Annotated in this window: 21 protein-coding genes; 17 read left to right on the forward strand and 4 right to left on the reverse strand. The window is 34.6% G+C overall.

The annotated features are described in order from the left end of the window. Positions 1–83: 83 nt before the first annotated feature. Entirely contained in the window at positions 84–905 is an 822-nt protein-coding gene (locus tag THYS13_RS10045) for a cyanophycinase (protein ID WP_042834393.1), read from the forward strand. After that, a complete protein-coding gene (cphA, locus tag THYS13_RS10050; RefSeq protein ID WP_042834394.1) occupies positions 902–3,532 on the forward strand; it encodes a cyanophycin synthetase in 2,631 nt (876 codons plus the stop codon). Before THYS13_RS10045 ends, cphA begins: the two co-directional genes overlap by 4 nt. A gap of 2 nt (positions 3,533–3,534) precedes the next feature. Here cphA and yyaC read toward each other — a convergent pair whose 3' ends face one another. Then, the gene (yyaC, locus tag THYS13_RS10055) at positions 3,535–4,092 is read right to left on the reverse strand and encodes a spore protease YyaC (protein ID WP_042834395.1); all 558 of its coding nucleotides are present in this window, start codon (positions 4,090–4,092) and stop codon (positions 3,535–3,537) included. A gap of 149 nt (positions 4,093–4,241) precedes the next feature. Here yyaC and THYS13_RS10060 point away from each other — a divergent pair, with 149 nt between their 5' ends. From THYS13_RS10060 to THYS13_RS10110, 11 genes are all read left to right on the forward strand, one after another. Continuing rightward, the gene (locus THYS13_RS10060) at positions 4,242–5,093 is read left to right on the forward strand and encodes a mechanosensitive ion channel family protein (protein ID WP_042834396.1); all 852 of its coding nucleotides are present in this window, start codon (positions 4,242–4,244) and stop codon (positions 5,091–5,093) included. Between the two features lie 14 nt (positions 5,094–5,107). After that, a complete protein-coding gene (locus THYS13_RS10065; protein WP_042834397.1) occupies positions 5,108–5,314 on the forward strand; it encodes a DUF951 domain-containing protein in 207 nt (68 codons plus the stop codon). Between the two features lie 67 nt (positions 5,315–5,381). Next, the gene (gene rpsF / locus THYS13_RS10070; RefSeq protein ID WP_042834398.1) at positions 5,382–5,669 is read left to right on the forward strand and encodes a 30S ribosomal protein S6; all 288 of its coding nucleotides are present in this window, start codon (positions 5,382–5,384) and stop codon (positions 5,667–5,669) included. Positions 5,670–5,700: 31 nt separating this feature from the next. Beyond that, positions 5,701–6,153, forward strand: coding sequence for a single-stranded DNA-binding protein (locus THYS13_RS10075; RefSeq protein WP_042834399.1), 453 nt, complete (start codon positions 5,701–5,703; stop codon positions 6,151–6,153). 15 nt (positions 6,154–6,168) lie between these two features. Next, positions 6,169–6,435 (forward strand): 30S ribosomal protein S18, encoded by a 267-nt coding sequence (gene rpsR / locus THYS13_RS10080; protein WP_042834400.1) that lies wholly within the window; start codon positions 6,169–6,171, stop codon positions 6,433–6,435. An 80-nt stretch (positions 6,436–6,515) separates the two neighbouring features. Then, positions 6,516–6,824 carry a MazG-like family protein gene (locus tag THYS13_RS10085; RefSeq protein ID WP_042834401.1) on the forward strand — a complete coding sequence of 103 codons (309 nt, stop codon included), beginning with the start codon at positions 6,516–6,518 and terminating at the stop codon, positions 6,822–6,824. A gap of 8 nt (positions 6,825–6,832) precedes the next feature. Next, a complete protein-coding gene (locus tag THYS13_RS10090; protein WP_042834402.1) occupies positions 6,833–7,741 on the forward strand; it encodes a YybS family protein in 909 nt (302 codons plus the stop codon). An 18-nt stretch (positions 7,742–7,759) separates the two neighbouring features. Next, entirely contained in the window at positions 7,760–9,727 is a 1,968-nt protein-coding gene (locus THYS13_RS10095; RefSeq protein WP_042834403.1) for a DHH family phosphoesterase, read from the forward strand. Then, complete coding sequence (gene rplI / locus THYS13_RS10100) at positions 9,724–10,167, forward strand: 50S ribosomal protein L9 (protein WP_042834404.1); 444 nt, start codon at positions 9,724–9,726, stop codon at positions 10,165–10,167. The genes THYS13_RS10095 and rplI overlap by 4 nt, the downstream gene beginning before the upstream one ends. 22 nt (positions 10,168–10,189) lie before the next feature. Beyond that, entirely contained in the window at positions 10,190–11,518 is a 1,329-nt protein-coding gene (gene dnaB, locus THYS13_RS10105) for a replicative DNA helicase (protein ID WP_042834405.1), read from the forward strand. Between the two features lie 36 nt (positions 11,519–11,554). Then, positions 11,555–12,232, forward strand: coding sequence for a Crp/Fnr family transcriptional regulator (locus tag THYS13_RS10110; RefSeq protein WP_042834406.1), 678 nt, complete (start codon positions 11,555–11,557; stop codon positions 12,230–12,232). 161 nt (positions 12,233–12,393) lie between these two features. On the opposite strand, the gene THYS13_RS13930 is transcribed toward THYS13_RS10110, so the two are convergent. Continuing rightward, a complete protein-coding gene (locus THYS13_RS13930; protein ID WP_369819219.1) occupies positions 12,394–12,552 on the reverse strand; it encodes a hypothetical protein in 159 nt (52 codons plus the stop codon). Positions 12,553–12,639: 87 nt separating this feature from the next. On the opposite strand from THYS13_RS13930, the gene THYS13_RS14810 reads away from it, so the two are divergent. From THYS13_RS14810 to ltrA, 4 genes are all read left to right on the forward strand, one after another. Then, positions 12,640–12,774, forward strand: a complete 135-nt coding sequence (locus THYS13_RS14810; protein ID WP_255356309.1) for a hypothetical protein — start codon at positions 12,640–12,642, stop codon at positions 12,772–12,774. A 134-nt stretch (positions 12,775–12,908) separates the two neighbouring features. Beyond that, a complete protein-coding gene (locus THYS13_RS10115; RefSeq protein ID WP_042834407.1) occupies positions 12,909–13,670 on the forward strand; it encodes a geobacillin-26 family protein in 762 nt (253 codons plus the stop codon). Positions 13,671–13,682: 12 nt separating this feature from the next. Next, on the forward strand, positions 13,683–13,871 hold the full coding sequence (locus tag THYS13_RS10120; RefSeq protein WP_042834408.1) for a hypothetical protein: 189 nt from the start codon (positions 13,683–13,685) through the stop codon (positions 13,869–13,871). 617 nt (positions 13,872–14,488) lie between these two features. Beyond that, positions 14,489–15,790 carry a group II intron reverse transcriptase/maturase gene (ltrA, locus tag THYS13_RS10125; protein WP_042834409.1) on the forward strand — a complete coding sequence of 434 codons (1,302 nt, stop codon included), beginning with the start codon at positions 14,489–14,491 and terminating at the stop codon, positions 15,788–15,790. A gap of 364 nt (positions 15,791–16,154) precedes the next feature. Here ltrA and THYS13_RS14940 read toward each other — a convergent pair whose 3' ends face one another. Continuing rightward, entirely contained in the window at positions 16,155–16,337 is a 183-nt protein-coding gene (locus tag THYS13_RS14940; RefSeq protein WP_201035689.1) for a transporter substrate-binding domain-containing protein, read from the reverse strand. A gap of 479 nt (positions 16,338–16,816) precedes the next feature. Continuing rightward, positions 16,817–17,605 carry an SDR family oxidoreductase gene (locus THYS13_RS10135; protein WP_042834411.1) on the reverse strand — a complete coding sequence of 263 codons (789 nt, stop codon included), beginning with the start codon at positions 17,603–17,605 and terminating at the stop codon, positions 16,817–16,819. Between the last annotated feature and the right edge of the window lie 235 nt (positions 17,606–17,840).

Genomic DNA, 17,840 nt, shown 5'->3' on the forward strand with positions numbered 1-17,840 from the left:
ATTTAATAGAGTATATTGCGTTAAACTCTCAGGAATAATAAATTATGAAACCTGAGAGTTTATTATTTTTTGGAGGCGGATAAATGGCGGAGAAAGTAAAAGGAAAGTTAGTTATCATAGGAGGAGCAGAAGACAAAGAGAACAAATGTGAAATATTGCAAGAAGTTGTGGGTTTAGCGGGGGGAAGAGAGAGTAGAATAGTTGTAATGACAACAGCCACAGAAAAACCTGTGGAAGTGGGCAATATGTATATTTCTATTTTTAAAAAATTAGGGGCAAATGATGTAAAAGTTGTAAATATAAATTCAAGAGAAGACAAAGAAATAAACTATGCAAGAAATATACTTGAAGATTGCAGTTGCGTTTTTTTTACAGGTGGTGACCAATTGAGGATAACCAGTATTTTGGGAGGAAGTGGCATAGATAAATTGTTAAAACAATTGCACAAAGAAGGAACTTTGATTGTGGGTACGAGTGCAGGGGCTTCGGTGATGTCCCAAACTATGATTGTGGAGGGAAATGATGAAGATTCTCCCAGGAAATGCACTATCAAAATGGCTCCTGGATTAGGTTTATTAAAAGACGTAATAATTGACCAACATTTTGCACAAAGAGGGCGCATTGGAAGGCTTCTTGCAGCAATTGCTCAAAACCCAAACAATCTCGGAATAGGGATTGATGAAGATACTGCCATAGTTGTAGAAGAAAATGAATTTAGGGTAATAGGGTCAAATGCTGTTACAGTAGTGGAGGGAAGAAAGCTAAAACACTCTAATGTTTCTGAATCAAGTCCTAATGAAATTTTAGCCCTCACCAATGTTATACTTCACATATTGCCATCCGGTTATGGTTATGATTTAGAAAAATGGATACCCAAAGTCAAGCTCAAGGAGGATAAGGTATGATTATTAAAGATATAAGGGTATATCGTGGGAGAAATATATACAGCCATAGACCTGTAATAAAAATGGTAGTAGATATAGAGAGATTGGATATTCCTACAAAAGATATACCCAACTTTAATGAGAGATTGATAAAACGGCTTCCTAACTTATCAAAACATAGTTGTTCTTACGGATATGAAGGGGGATTTCTAAAAAGATTGGAGGAAGGCACCTATTTACCCCATGTGACAGAGCATATAATTTTGGAACTACAAAATATATTAGGATATGATGTAAAATTTGGAAGGGCGAGAAATATAGAAGGAGATTTGTATTATATAATTTATGAATATGGATTAGAAGAGTGTGGCATAAGAGTTGGGAAATTAGCGGTTGAAATGGTAAATAAATTTATACAGGGGGAAGAATTTGATTTAGAAGAAAGGCTAGAAAGAATACGCAATATAATTGCTGAGATAGAACTAGGGCCTAGCACAATGGCTATAAAAAATGAAGCTTTAAAAGGGGGAATCCCGGTTACAAGGGTGGGAAATGGAAGTATTTTGCGGTTAGGTTATGGGAAATATCAAAAAATGATTGAAGGTACAATTTCACAAAATACTAGTTGCATTGCTGTAGACATAGCATCAGATAAAATCTTGACAAAGCAGATTTTAAGAGACCATGGATTTCCTGTGCCGGAAGGAGATGTTGCTTACAATGAAGAAGAAGCGATTGCTATTGCGGAAGAAATTGGATATCCTGTCGCTATAAAACCTTACAACGGAAATCAAGGCAAAGGAGTTCATTTAAACATAACCAATAAAGAAGAAGTAAGTATAGCCTATAGAAACGCCAAAGCTTACAGTGACCTTGTTATTGTAGAAAAACATATAAAGGGAAAACATTACAGAGTATTAGTTGTAGGTGAAAAAGTAGTAGCGGTAGCTGAAAAAATTCCTGCCCATGTGATAGGAGATGGAATTCATACTATTGAAGAATTAGTAGAAATAGAAAATAAAAATCCTTTAAGAGGAAAAGGCCATGAAAAACCCCTTACCAAACTCACAATAGATACGATTTCTAAAATGACCCTTAAAAAACAAGGATTTGAGCTAGAAAAGATCCCCAAAAAAGGGCAAAAAGTGTTTTTAAGGGAAAGCGCAAACTTAAGTACAGGAGGAATTGCAATAGACAAAACAGATGACATTCACCCATATAACATAGAAATTGCTGTAAGAGCGGCAAAAGCCATTGGTCTTGATATAGCTGGTATAGACATTACAATGGAGGACATAAAAAAGCCTCTAACTAAAGAAAATGGAGCAATAATTGAAATAAATGCATCTCCGGGCATAAGGATGCACCATTATCCTAGCAAAGGTAAACCTAGAAATGTAGCAAAAGCGATTGTAGATATGCTTTTCCCTAAAGGAAGCAAAGCTACCATACCTATTATATCTATTACGGGTACAAACGGGAAAACTACAGTCACCAGGATGACAGCTCATATTTTAAAGACCTATGGCTATACTGTAGGAATGACTTGTACTGACGGCATTTATATCGATGACACCTGTGTCTACAAAGGTGACAATACTGGTCCTAAAAGTGCAAGAACTTGTCTTGCTGATAAAAACATAGATGCTGCAGTGTTAGAAACAGCAAGGGGAGGTATTATAAGGGAAGGTTTAGGTTACGATTTGGCAGATGTAGGGGTAATAACCAATATTTCAGAAGACCATCTTGGAAGTGATGGGATAGAGACTTTAGAAGACCTGGCTTTTGTTAAGGCATTGGTGGTGGAAGCGGTAAAGGTAGACGGTTATAGTGTTTTAAATGCTGATGACCCGATGACCCCTTATTTGGCCCAAAGGGCAAAAGGGAAAATAATATATTTTTCAATGTACGATAATAACCTTACTGTAAAAAAACATATAGAAAAAGGTGGAATCGCAGTATATGTTAAAGACGGTGTCATCGTTATAGCGAATGGGCAAATAATTCCTGTTGTAAAGATAGAGGAGATTCCTGCAGCTTTGTCAGGGAAAGTTTTGTACAACGTGGAAAATGCTCTTGCAGCTATCGCTGCTTCTTATGGAGTAAAAGTGCCTGTAAATATCATTGCAAAAGGCATAAAGACATTTTATTGTGACACTACACACAATCCTGGGAGGTTTAACTTATTTAATGTGGGCAATTTCCGCGTATTAGTAGATTATGGCCACAACATAGCAGGAATAAAAAGTGTAATAGAAGCAGCACAAAAACTTGATGCAAACAGGCTTATCGGTGTGATTGGAGTTCCAGGAGATAGAATAAATTCAAGCATATTAAAAGTAGGAGAAATTTGTGGTCAAGGATTTGACTTTATATATATAAAGGAAGATTTGGATTTAAGAGGTAGAAAACCGGGAGAAGTAGCTAAATTATTAGAACAAGGTGCAATAAAAGGGGGTATAGATAGGAAAAAAATAAAAACTATTTTAAAAGAGACAGAAGCATTAAGGGCGGCTATGTACAATGCTGAAACAGGAGATTTAATAGTAGTCTTTTATGAAAAATATCAGCCAATTATAGAGGTGATAGAGGAGTTTATCAAAAACAAAGATTTGAAAAATATTGAAATAAAATTAGAAAGGGCTTGAGTTTAAGCCCTTATCTTATTTTGTTCATATATTTCATTTATTGATTTAAATATCCCAATAGAAATTATATCTGCCATTTTCATTACAGTTCTAAGTCTTGTATTTTGAAGCACTATGTATTCCATAAAACCAGAGATATTGACAATTCCTGTAACAAACATATCTCCTACAGGAGGCAGGTCTTTTGAAACCCCTGCGCCAGGCTTTATAGGTCCTTTTCCAACAGAAATGTGACCTACGTGGTTTAAAGATCCCAAACAAGCGTCTATCGCTATCATAAAAGGACGTCCATAATTTAAATTTATGTACTTTAAAACCTGATGTATGTTTTTTGCATGTAGTGGTTCTTCCAAAGTACCAAAAACATGGGCTTTTCCTTTAAGAAGAGGCTTTAGTTTATGACCAATTAAAGGCCCTAAGCTATCCCCTGTGGACCTATCAGTCCCTATACACAGCAAAACTATATCTTTTTGATAATCATATAGTTCTGTTAAGTAGTTAAAGAAAAATTTATAAAAATGCCCTACAGCACTTTTGTCTTCAATATTTATTAATTCCATATGCTTCTCCTTTCTTGAATTGATAAGTCTTACAAATATATTTTTATCAACTATATAAAATTAAATACAGGTAATTTCCGGTTTTAATTATTGAAAAACCCTTCTTACTTGTGTAATATATAAAATATAAAGGAAATAAAGCGGGTGATATGATGGAGGCAATAGTTCAACTATACCAGAAATTTTTAAGTCTTTACGATATAAAAATATTAAAAGTAACTTTCGATATCATAAAAATTTTGGTTATAGCTTTTATAGGTATAAAAATAGGGGACATGCTTATATCGAGGTTTTACAAATTGCATAGAAAAGCAAAAATACAGCTTCCTGAAAGAAAGATAGGCACTTTAATATCCCTTACCAAAAATATATTGAGATATGTCATTTATTTCATAGCAGCTGCTTCAATACTAAAAATTTTCAACATAGAAATGACATCGATATTGGCAGTTGCCGGAATTGGCAGTTTGGCTATAGGTTTTGGTGCTCAAAATCTAGTTAAAGACGTTATTTCGGGGTTTTTTATAATATTTGAAGACCAATTTTCTGTAGGAGACTATGTTACAATAAATGGTATATCTGGAACTGTAGAAGAAATTGGACTTAGAATCACGAAAATAAGGGGTTTTTCAGATGGGCTACACATAATACCAAATGGTGAAATAAAAATGGTATCTAACCTCACAAAGGATAGTATGATGGCTGTTGTCAACATAGGATTTCCCTTGGAAGAGGATGTGGATAAAATCATTGATGGATTACAACGAATATGTGATGATATAAAAAATTCAAGAGATGATTTAATAGAAGGCCCTTCAATACTGGGGATAACAGATATGCAAGATTCAAAACTTTTAATAACGCTATATGCGAAAACACAGCCTATGCAAAAATGGGCAGTAGAAAGGGATATAAGGTACAGAGTAAAAAAAATGTTTGATGAAAAAAATATTTCTTTTCCTTATCCCCGCACTAATATTATCTTGACAAATAAGAATTAATTGAGGTGATTGCTTTGCCCAAAGAACTCCATGTAGGAGATATTGTAAAGATGAAAAAAAAGCATCCTTGTGGTTCTGACGAATGGGAAATTTTAAGAGTAGGCATGGATATTCGCATAAAATGCCTAAAATGCGGAAGAATGGTTTTGATGCCGCGAGCTAAATTTGAAAAGGGCATCAAAAAAATTTTAAAAACAGTTGAAAATCCCTCGGGACAATGATAGAATATGGATATGGATTGCCGCCTTGCCCTTTTTAGGGCCGTTTAGTCCAAAAGGAGGTGAAAAGATGAGGTCATACGAGACAATGTACATTCTCTCTCCAGATTTAAGTGAAGAGGAAAGAAAAGGCTTAATAGAAAGATTTAAAAACCTCATCATTGAAAATGGTGGAGAAATAACCAATTTTGATGAATGGGGTAAGAGAAAATTAGCCTATCCAATTGACAAAAAGCCTGAGGGATATTATGTACTGATGAACTTTAACAGCGACTCAAGGGTTTCTCAGGAATTGGAGAGAGTTTATAAGATCACAGATGGCGTTTTGAGATATTTAATAATAAGAACTGACGAATGATCGTTTATTAATATAAAAAGGTGGGTTAAAAATGTTAAATAAAGTTATTTTAATAGGCCGTCTTACAAAAGACCCTGTGATGAGGTATAGTGCTAACATGGTTCCTGTTACTACATTTACATTAGCGGTTAACAGGAATTATGTCAGTCAAAACGGAGAAAGGCCTACAGATTTCATACCCATCGTAACTTGGAGAAAACTGGCAGAAATTTGCGCTAACAATTTAAAAAAAGGCCGGTTAATAGCGGTAACTGGAAGCATTCAAACCCGAACATGGGATGATAATAGCGGCAATCGGCATTGGGTTACTGAAGTTGTAGCAGATGACGTGAGATTTTTAGAGCCGAAATCTGGTTTTGGCAGCAGTGGCAATGCTGAAGAAAATAAAGATTTCGATGAAGACTTTGATAGTGTATTTGAAGATATACCGGAAGAATTTGAGGGATTTACACCTATAGAGAGTGAAGATGATTTACCTTTTTAAAAAGGAGGTTGAAGGATGACAACAGCTAATACAACAGCGAAAGATAACGCAGCTGCTAAAAAAAGGGGCAGAAAAGTGAAAAAGCGCGTTTGTGCTTTTTGCACAGATAATATAGACAAAATTGATTACAAAGATGTAGCAAGACTCCGCAAATACATCACAGAAAGAGGAAAAATTCTGCCGAGAAGAATTACAGGAAACTGTGCAAGGCACCAAAGGCAACTTACAAAAGCTATTAAAAGAGCAAGACAGATTGCACTACTACCATATACAGTAGAATAATGATATAATAATAAGAGGGCGATGCCCTCTTTTAGTTTACTATTTAAAAAAGCTGTCAAAAATAAAGGTGGAATAAAAGTATGAAAAATAATCTTGAGATTGCCAAAAATATTATGAGCATTGAAAATTTAAAAATAAACCTTTTAGGAAAAGTATATTCTCTCTTTAAAGCTTTTAACGAAGATGAAGATGGAGAAATATTAATAGACAATCTTTGTGATATTTTAATTTTTACCTACTTATTAGGAGAGAAATTAGGTTATGACTTTCAAGAAATAGATGAAGCGCTTCAAAAAAAACTCAAACTTCAAATTATTGATAAAAACTTTGAAGGAGAATATAATTTTTCTGAGCTACAAAGATACATAAAAGGTAGAAAACAGGAGTGATTGATTTAATGGATTTACGAAAACTTACTAATGCGGCAATGATGACGGCAATGGCTGTAGTAATGACATTAATAGGAGTGTATATTCCACCCCTATTTGTGCTATTTTTTTTGATACCAGTTCCAATTGCTATAACTTGTATAAGAAGTTCTGAATCTTATGCTATTGCATCATCTTTTGCTGTATTAATTGTAAATGTAATTTTTACAGACATAGGTACAGCTTTTATAAGTTTATTTTTTGCCTTTCAAGGACTTGTTATGGGTTATTTAATATCGAAAAAACGTAAAGCTAGTGAAATTCTTATTGATACTTCTATTGTGTCGATCTTTGGGATAGTTATAGTATTGTATTTAATAAAAGCGACCTTCAAAATAAATGTGCTTGATCAGTTTTTTAAGGCAATTAATATGAGCACAAAAGAGGTATTATCTATTTATCAGGGTCATTCAAACTTTTCAGCTATAAAAAGCAATTTATTAATGATTGAAGAAATGCTAAAGGTGACTTTACCTGCATCTATAATAATTACAGTTGTGGCTGTCATTTTAATCAATTATGTAATTATATACAAAGTCTTAAAAACTCAAAGAGTTTACGTAGATGCACTTCCTCCTTTTGCAGAATGGAAAATGCCTTATATCACAGGGTGGATTTTTATTGGAGCGCTGCTATATCAATATTTTATAAAGCAACCTGAAGCAATAACTACTAATATAATGGTATTACTTTCTCTAGGTTTTACGTTAGGAGGTTTGGCGGTAGTAAAATATTATTTAATCCATAGATTGAAGATGAAATCATTGGCTGCTAACTTAATCCTTGTATTTTTATTTCTTTTTCCTCTTACCTCTTGGCTACTTACCGTAATAGGTATTGTGGATACCAGCATGGATTTAAGAAAATACATGAGTTAGAAAACGAGAGGTGTTTTTGTGGATAAGAAATTTTATAAAATAATTTCTTCTGTCAATGTGATAAATATTTTGCTATCAGCTCTATTAATAGCTTTAATGTTTTACTACAATGAGATAATTGCTTCTGTTTCATTAATCATTTTTCTTTATGTGCTTTTAAGTGAATACTATGGCGTAAAGAAAAAGCGATTAGAATTGGATAAATATATAGAAAATATATTTTTTAATGTTGACAAGGCATCAAAAAGCGTTTTAGCAAAGATGCCAATTCCTGCCGTTATTTTAAATGATAACGGAGAAATCCTGTGGTATAATTTAAGCTATTCTCAGGTCTTTAATGAAAATGAAGAGATAAAGAAATTGATAAAAAAATATGCTGGAAACAAAATAGATGACAAAAAAAACCAAATAGAGTTCAATGGCCGGTACTATTCCGTGTTAAAAGTAGATTCTCAAGCAAAAAGGAAAAAAAGGAAGGACCTAAGCTGTACTCTTTTATTCCTTGATAACACTGAGTACATTCAGCTTAAGAAATCTTTAGCTTTCGATAGACCGGTGGTAGGGCATATAATAATTGACAACTACGAAGAAGCGATGATGGCAATAGAAGATATTAAAAAAGCGGTGGTTTCTTCAGAAATAGAAAAAAAACTTTCAGAATGGGCTTCCTCAATAAAAGCCTTTATGAAAAAATATGATGATGATAAATACTTTGTTGTATTCAAAGAGGAAGGATTAAAAAGCTTAGAAGAAAATAAATTTGAAATATTGGACAAAGTGAGAGAAATTGGAGAAGAGATAAAAATCCCTTTAACTTTAAGCATAGGAATTGGAGCAGATGCCAATGACTTTTTAGCCTTAAATGAATATGCCTCTAGCGCTTTAGATTTAGCATTAGGGCGAGGAGGAGACCAAGCAGTAATAAAAAGAGGAGATAAAACTTCGTTTTATGGAGGAAGAACACAAGCTGTTGAAAAGAGGACAAAAGTAAAGGCGAGAATAATTGCCCATGCCATAAAAGAGCTCATAAAAGAATCTTCTGCCATTTTCATAATGGGACACAACTTTATGGACTTTGATTCATTAGGTGCTGCAATTGGCATGTATAGAGCCAGCATGTCTTTAGGCAAAAAAGCCTATATAATATTAGATAAATCTAATGTAGCGATAGATGAATTGGTAAAAAAAATACAAAACACAAAAGGCTATGAAGATTTATTTATAAAAAGCGGTGAAGTTAAAAACATGGTGGATCAAAACAGCCTTTTAATAGTTGTTGATACCCATAGACCTAGTTATCTTACTTATCCCGAAATTGTAGATATTATAGACAGAATAGTTGTTATAGACCACCATAGAAGAGGGAAAGAGTTTATTGACAAAGCCTTACTTGTCTATTTAGAGCCTTATGCTTCTTCTGCTAGCGAATTAGTCACAGAAATTTTGCAATATATAGTAGACAAGATTGATATAAAGCCTATAGAAGCTGAGGCTTTAATGGCAGGAATATCAGTGGATACAAAAAATTTCACTTTTAGAACAGGTTCCAGGACTTTTGAAGCAGCCTCCTTTTTGAGAAGAAAAGGTGCAGATACAACCTCTGTTAAGCAGCTTTTCCAAAATGACTTAGATTCTTACATAATAAAAGCTTCAATAGTGAAAAATGCCGAGATACTGGATAACGGCATTGCAATAGCAGTTAGCCCTCCAAATGCCAACAATCTCATCATAGCCCAGGCTGCTGATGAGCTTCTTACAATAAAGGGAGTACAAGCTTCTTTTGTTATTTTAAAAAGAGAAGAAGATGTTGCCATTAGCGGACGATCCCTTGGAGACATAAATGTTCAAGTTATCCTTGAAAAGCTTGGTGGAGGAGGACACTTAACTGTTGCAGGAGCTCAGGTCAAAAAGCCTATAGATGAAGTACTGCAAGACTTAAAAAATGCTATTAAAGAATATTTTGAAGAGGAAGGTGAAGACAGATGAAAGTCATATTAGTAAAAGATGTTAAAAATGTGGGAAAAGCAGGAGAAGTTATAAATGTCAGCGATGGATATGGGAGAAATTATCTCCTTCCAAGAGGACTTGCCATAGAGGCTACAGAGTCCAACATAAAAGTGCTTAATGAAAAGAAAAAGGCAGAAGAGAAAAAGAGACAGCAAGAATTAGAGGAAGCAAAAGAAATGGCACAAAAGCTTTCAAATTTAAGCTTAGTTTTAAAAGTAAAAGCAGGAGAAAATGGTAAACTTTTCGGCTCTGTAACTTCAAAAGACGTGGAAGAGGCTTTAAAAGAAAAAGGCTTTGACATTGATAAGAAGAAAATATCTTTTGATGAGACTGTAAAGACTACAGGTACCTATTATGTAGACATAAAACTTTATCAAGGAGTTACAGCAAAAGTGAAGATAGATGTTGTGGCAGAGTAATTAAAGCAAGGGGGAATAAAGGATGGAGTGGAGCAAAATCCCTCCCCAAAACATAGAAGCTGAACAATCCGTTTTAGGGTCAATGCTTTTATCTAGGGATGCTATAATAGACGTTTCTGAAATAATAAAAGCCGACGACTTTTATAAAGAATCTCACAAAAAATTATTCGATGTAATGATGGAGATGTTTGAAAAAGACATCCCCGTTGACCTTGTGACAGTAGTTGATGAACTTAGAAAGCGAAACATGCTGGAGGCTGTTGGCGGAATTGATTATATAGCAAGCCTGTCTTCCAATGTCATCACCACTGCTAATGTATCTTACTACGCAAAACTTATAAAAGAAAAAGCCACATTGAGAAGGCTCATTGAGGCCTCTTCAGAGATTATGGAGTTAAGTTATCAAGGGGATGACGTAGAAACTGTTCTTGACATAGCAGAACAAAAAATATTTGATATTGCTCAAGGAAGAAACACTACTAATTTTTCACCTATAAAAGATGTGTTGATGAATACATTTTATAAAATAGAGGAACTTTACAAAAACAAAGGACAGCTTACGGGAATTCCCTCTGGCTTTCCTGACCTTGACTTAAAAACTGCTGGCTTTCAGCCTTCTGACTTTATTTTAGTCGCAGCAAGGCCTTCAATGGGAAAAACCTCTTTTGCTTTAAATATCGCTCAAAATGCAGCTCTTTTGACAGGCCTTCCTGTTGCCATATTTAGCCTGGAAATGTCAAAAGAGCAACTGGTAAACAGGCTCATCTGTTCTACTGCCAATATAGATAGCCAAAAGCTTAGGACAGGGAATCTTGATGAAGACGACTGGATGAAATTGGCAGCCGCGATGACTCCTCTTTCTAAAGCTCCTATTTACATTGACGACACTCCTGGGATTGGAGTAATGGACATAAGAGCGAAGTGCAGGCGCCTCAAACTGGAAAAAGGATTAGGCTTGGTGATGATAGATTATCTGCAGCTTATGCAAGGGAGAGGGAAGGCAGAAAACAGGCAACAAGAAATTTCAGAAATATCAAGGTCATTAAAAAGCCTGGCAAGAGAATTAAACGTCCCAGTAATTACCTTATCCCAGCTTTCACGCGCACCTGAGACCAGGTCAGACCACAGACCTATTTTAAGCGATTTGAGGGAATCTGGAGCAATAGAGCAGGACGCTGACATAGTAATGTTTTTGTACAGAGATGATTACTATCATAAAGATTCTGAAAAGAAAAACATAGCAGAAGTTATAATTGCAAAACACAGAAATGGGCCCACAGGGACAGTGGAACTTTTATGGCTTGCACAGTATACAAAATTTGTAAGTCTTGATAAATATAGAACGGAATAATCTTTAGTTTACTTTTGAGAAGGGATGAAAGTCATTATGGCTGATTTTGATTACCTTAAAAAAGTTCCTTATTTTAATGAGCTGGAGGATAAATCCCTTGAAGAGATACATAGAATTTCAACTATCAACTTTTTTAAAAAAGGGTCTATTATTTTCATGGAGGGGGAAAAGGGAGAAGCTATATATTTTGTAAAATCTGGCAAAGTTAAAATATCAAAAACATCTTCTATCGGGAAAGAGTACATTATTAAAATAATGGAAAAAGGAGACGTATTTGCTGAGTCTATTCTATTTGTCGGTGGAGAATATCCTGCAACTGCAGAGGCTATAGAGGACTCCGAAGTGATTATGCTTAAAAATCAAGACATAGAAAACTTGATACTAAAAAACAGCGAAATAGCCTTAAGCATTATTAAACTTATGGCAAAAAGGCTAAAAAATGTAGCTGTCATAATAGAAAATCTCGCTTTAAGAGATTCCATTGGCAGAACGGCTTCTGTACTTCTCACTTTTGCAAAAGAGAGAGGAATAAACACAAAAGAAGGAATTTTATTAGATTTAAATCTCAATAGGCAAGACCTTGCCAACATAGTCGGCACATCGAGAGAAAACGTCACAAGGATTTTAAGTCAAATGGACAAAGAGGGGATAATACATCTTGACAGGCAGAAAATAATAATTAGAGATATAGAAAAGCTTAAAGAGATGCTGTAATGATATTTTTATCCCTCGAATTGACTAAAAAGTCTAAAAATTATTTTTGGTTTTTGCTTTGTGTTACATATCTATTTTTTAACACTCCATGCTGATTCAATTTTTTATAGCCATTTCTTTTAATTTTTCCTGCCCAAATATTTCAAACAAATGCATTGCCTTTATAAGAGAATCTTTGTAATTTTCTCTTTTAAGGTGATATTTTGCAATTCAATTCCCTTTCTGAAGTATAAAAGGCTCAAGCCATCTAAAATTCCAGCCTCTATGCAGGTTTTTACACCCAAATCAGCATAGCACAGTGCTTTTTCATGGTTTAACACCCCACCCCGATTTAAATCGGGTTGAAATTATTTGCTTTACCATATATTATATAGTTAAGGAAAAGATATGTAAAGGGGGATAGAAAAATGAAAAGAAAATTAATGATTATAATCTTAGCATTTACTATTTCATTGTCTTCTTTATATTTTAATACAGGCACAATTGCACCATTAGGAGAGGAAGATTTAATAAGATGGCATTCTGTAATACCTGGGAGGTGATGCTGTTATATAAGAAAAAAGTTTAAATTATTTTTGTGAAGGTGGTGATGATGGAGTCTTAATTTAGCGGGAAGATGAGCTTTTGAAGCTTGATTGAGTGAAATTGTAAAATATTGAAATAGGGAGGAAAGAATATGGTAAAAAAAATAATTTCATTATTTTTAATTTTGCTGCTTCTTACTGTCTCATCCTTTGAGATGGTATTTGCTGCGGATAAAGCAATTGCTAATAAATCACAAATTTCCTCTGAAACGTATATTATAGAAGGAAATAAATATACAGTAAAAATAGTTGAAGATAATAACAGTATAAGAAAAGTGTTTGTAGAGGAGAAAGATAAGTTAACGGTTGTTACATATAATAAAGATACTGGTGAATTTGATATTAAAGAAATAGGGAAAAATACAGGTGAGAAAAAAGAATATAAATTGGAATCCAAAATTAATAATATTAGCAAACAAGGAATTAAAGGAACAATTGATAATTCTATTATAACCCCTTTATATTTAATTTTATTAGATGAAAAGGATCTTTGGTGGGGATATGGATTAAATGTGATTCAATACACAGGTCAAAATGATTATGTCTGGAATTTGTATACACCCAAAAGTGCTAAAAGTGTGTATGAAAATTCACACAATGAGAATGATTTATACAATTTCGAAAGTAATCTTGATTCAATGATTAGAAATCAGTATGCTGCAATTGCTGCAACAGGTGCTATAGTTGCAGGTATAGTGGCATCGGCAATTGCAGGGGTGGAAACGGTAGGAATAGGAACTATAATTGGATTACTTGCAGGAGCAGGTGGAGTGGTAAGTGCTGCAATATATTTTTACAATGCTAAACAAGACGCTAATCATTGTGATTATTATTTTAATAGAGTTCAATTTTAAGAGGGTGCTTTTATGATTCTTTTTAGGTTTCTGTTAATTACAGTGTTAATACTTAATAACATTTTAGTTTATAGATATTACAAGTATTTACTAAAAAAAAATATCAGCGACATCGTACCACGAATAATAGTTCTTGTTTTGGTAGCAAATGTTCCACCATTATATGTTTTAATTAATACATTTATTCCTCCTGGTAGATGAGGATTAAATATCAAATTACAATATTATGGCGGATGTTTAATTTTTTATCAAATAAAATATTTGGTTTTAAATAGCATATGTTAATGTTTTTAATTATGCATTTATCAAACAAAAGGGACGGTTCCGTGCGCTGAGAAAAGCTCATGCGTTAAAGCAGGTGCGAATCCTGCCCGGTAAAGCCTAGCCAGCAACCGGTACTTAGCCTTGGGGTATATATGGTGACATATATAGCTAAGCGTAGGCAAAGGAGATAGCAGGCCGAAAATCGAAAGATTGAAGGTGTTGAGCCCCGAAATCCCTAGACAGGAAGGCCGATGCTGTGGAACCGGCAGAAGGCAAAACATTGATATTTGGGATGGCGAGAATAGCAATGCTTCCTCGGGGTCATAGGCCTTGGCATGTTATACAATATTAACGCATAGGGAACTCAGGAGGTCCTGCAACTCCCAGAAAGGGTACGATAAACAAGTGTAAAATACAAGGATATCGGAAGGTTAGCAGGAAGTCGGATTACAGCATAGTACTGATGAAACTGAGTAATGACAGGGGAGGGAAGGCTGTAACATATCATCGACCTCATAAGGGAAACATCAAACACACTGGAGGTGTAACAAGAGATGGAAACAGAACTAACGAGGATAGCGGAAGTCGTAGCAAAACATCCAAGAGACAAACTACAGACACTAGTGCACTTCATAAATGAAGAGACACTAAAACAACAGCACAAGAAAATGACAGGAAACAAAGCACCTGGCATAGACAAAATAACAAAGGAAGAATACGGAGAGAACTTAACAGAGAACATAGAGAACCTAATGGCAAGGATGAAAAGACAGGCATATAAGCCACAGCCAGTTAGGAGAGTATATATACCCAAAGAAGGGAGCGACAAATTAAGGCCATTAGGGATACCAGCATATGAAGACAAACTTGTGCAAGGAATAATGGCAGATATACTAAACATAATATACGAACCAGAGTTTCTAGACATATCATATGGATTTAGGCCCAATAAAAGCGGACATGATGCCCTAAGACAGCTAAACAACATAATACAGGAAAAGAAAGTAAGCTACATAGTAGATGCCGACATAAAAGGATTCTTTGACAATGTAGACCACGAATGGATGATGAAATTTTTAGAGCATAGGATAGGAGACAAGAACTTTCTAAGGATAATAAAAAGATTTCTAATAGCAGGAGTAATGGAAGAAGGTAAATACTATGAAAGCGATATAGGAACACCCCAAGGAGGACACATATCCCCAATACTTGCGAACATATATCTTCACTATGTACTAGACTTATGGTTCGAGAAAAGAATAAAGAAAGCATGTAGAGGAGAAAGCTATGAAATAAGGTATGCAGATGATTTCGTATGCTGCTTCCAGTATAAAGATGATGCAGAGAAATTTTATAAAAGTCTTAAGAAGAGGCTAAAAGAATTTGGACTTGAATTAGCAGAAGAGAAGACAAGAATAATTGAATTTGGAAGATTTGCCGAAGAGAGTAGAAAAAGAAGAGGGCTGGGGAAACCAGAGACCTTTACCTTTTTAGGATTTACACACTATTGTAGCAAAAGTCAAAACGGCAAATTCAGAGTCAAAAGGAAGACAAGCAAAAAGAAATTTATAAATAAAGTCGCCAAGATGAAAAAGTGGCTCAAAGAAAATATGCATGAGCCAGTAAATCAATTAATAAAGCGACTTAACATAAAATTGCTTGGACACTACAGATACTATGGAATCACAGATAACAGTAAAAGTATAGGTAGTTTCTTCTATTTGACCAGGAGACAATTATTCAAGACGCTAAAAAGAAGGTCACAAAAGCATCGATTAAACTGGGATAAATACGAAAAACTTCTGATGAAATTTCCATTAGCAACACCAAAAATCTATGTAAGTATATACTCATAGCTACGATAAAAGTAAAAGATGATATGAAGAGCCGGATGCGTTAATAGCGCACGTCCGGTTCTGTGAGGGGGAGCCGCTGTAAAGTGGCTCTCTACTCGACTTTTGTCTGATTTTTTAAGACAAAAGGAACCGTCCCCTTTGTTTTTTGTTTCCTTTGTTTGAAAGTTGGACAAGCAATGAAGTCCCTCTGAATATTTCAACGTAAGTGCGGACAAGAAATCGAATTATTTTATGCCTATTTAGTAATAAAACTCCTGAAATAAAAGCAATTGCCGAGGCTAATAAAGCTGCAACAATTGTTAAAGAAATTGTCACTTTTGAGGCATCTACTAATCTTAGCAAAATGTTTAATATCTTGTCTATTTTAATCAAAGCGCTTCGCCTTAAGGCCCGAAATCAAAGAGCCAAATTCTGTTAATTCGCCGTGTATCTTCTTTATGCCGAGCCTTTCAAAGATTACTTTTGCTATTTCCACTGCTTCTCCGGTCAGCTGTCCGTTGTCATCTTTATAGGCGTAAGGTTTTTCATTTGCGAATCCAATTTTTATCTCTCCAGTTTTTTAAGCTTTTTGTAAAGTCGTTTCTCCTGTAGTTGTGTTTCCACATCCGGCTAAAAATAGAGTGAAGGTCAGAGCTATTAATGTCAAAATCGCCAAAACCTTTTTATACATTTCCCATTCCTCCCTTTTGATTAAAAATAAAAGCCTGAACACTCTACCGGTAAAGAGGGTAGAGTGCCCAGGCTTTGCCTTCAACTTTTAGTTGAAGACTCACCTTAAACCATGCTTCCGCATAGTCTATCTTTGGCCCAGCGGACCAAAGCGAACCCCAGCCTCTTTTAGCATTTTTCTGTACAGGTTTCGGAATTAAATTTCGTGATGACTTATTATAGTCTACTTTTGAGGAAGACTCAAAAGCATACTATAACTCGCCATCTTTCCTACTACCTGCACATACTTCATGATAAAAGAGGATATTTAATTTTTATTTTATATTATACCATGTGAAATAATAGTCAACCTATTTTTTACAGTCCTTTTATAAATCCACCATCAATTGGCAGTACCACTCCTGTTATGTAGGAAGCTTTTTCTGATGCCAAAAATAAAACAGTCGATGCGAATTCTTCAACGGTTCCTAATCTTTTCATGGGGATATCTGCAATCATTGATTTCTGGGCTTCTTCAAAGGTAATGCCTTCTTTTTCGACTCTCGCTTTAAGCAAGTTTTCTATTCTTTCAGTCATTGTGTAACCGGGGGCTACGGCATTTGCAGTAATTCCAAAAGGTGCTAATGCATTTGATATGGATTTTATAAATGAGATTACTCCCATTCTTGAGACATTTGAGAGGATCAAATTGTCAAGAGGCTGTTTTACGGATATTGATGTGGAAGCTATTATTCTTCCCCATTTTTGGTTTATCATATAATCCTTTACTGCATATACTGCGTATATGGTGCTCATTAAGTTTAATTCAACGGCTTTTAAGTAGTCTTCAGGCTTTACGTCAAAAAATCCTCCTGCAGGAGGTCCTCCTGCATTTGCAAAGAGTATGTGAATCGTGCCGAATCTTTCTACCATCTCTTTTACAGCTCTTTCAATGTCTTCTTTACGAGTTACATCCCCTACAATTGTTAAAACTTCTTTTCCTGTTGCCGACTTTATTTCATCGACTGCTTTTTTAAGGTTTTCTTCATTTCTTGAGATTATAGCGACATTGGCTCCTTCTTTTGCAAGTTCTAAAGCGACTGCTTTTCCAAGGCCTTTGCTTCCAGCCATTACAAATGCTACCCTATCTTTAAGGCCAAAATCCATATAAATCTCTCCTTGTAAGATTATTTGTTTAACAATTATTTTATCATTTTTTTAAAGAGTTTTGAAGTTTTCTTTGGAAATATCTGCTTTTACATGTATAATATAATTAAGGAAGGATAAGTAAAGGGCTATTTGTAAATAAAGGAATTACTATTGAAAGGATACAGTATGAGCCTTTAATCCATAAGGATTTTGGGATTCTGCAAGGACCTAAAAATATTAAAAAGGAGGAATT

This window comes from Thermoanaerobacter sp. YS13, from assembly GCF_000806225.2.
Classification (GTDB): domain Bacteria; phylum Bacillota; class Thermoanaerobacteria; order Thermoanaerobacterales; family Thermoanaerobacteraceae; genus Thermoanaerobacter; species Thermoanaerobacter uzonensis.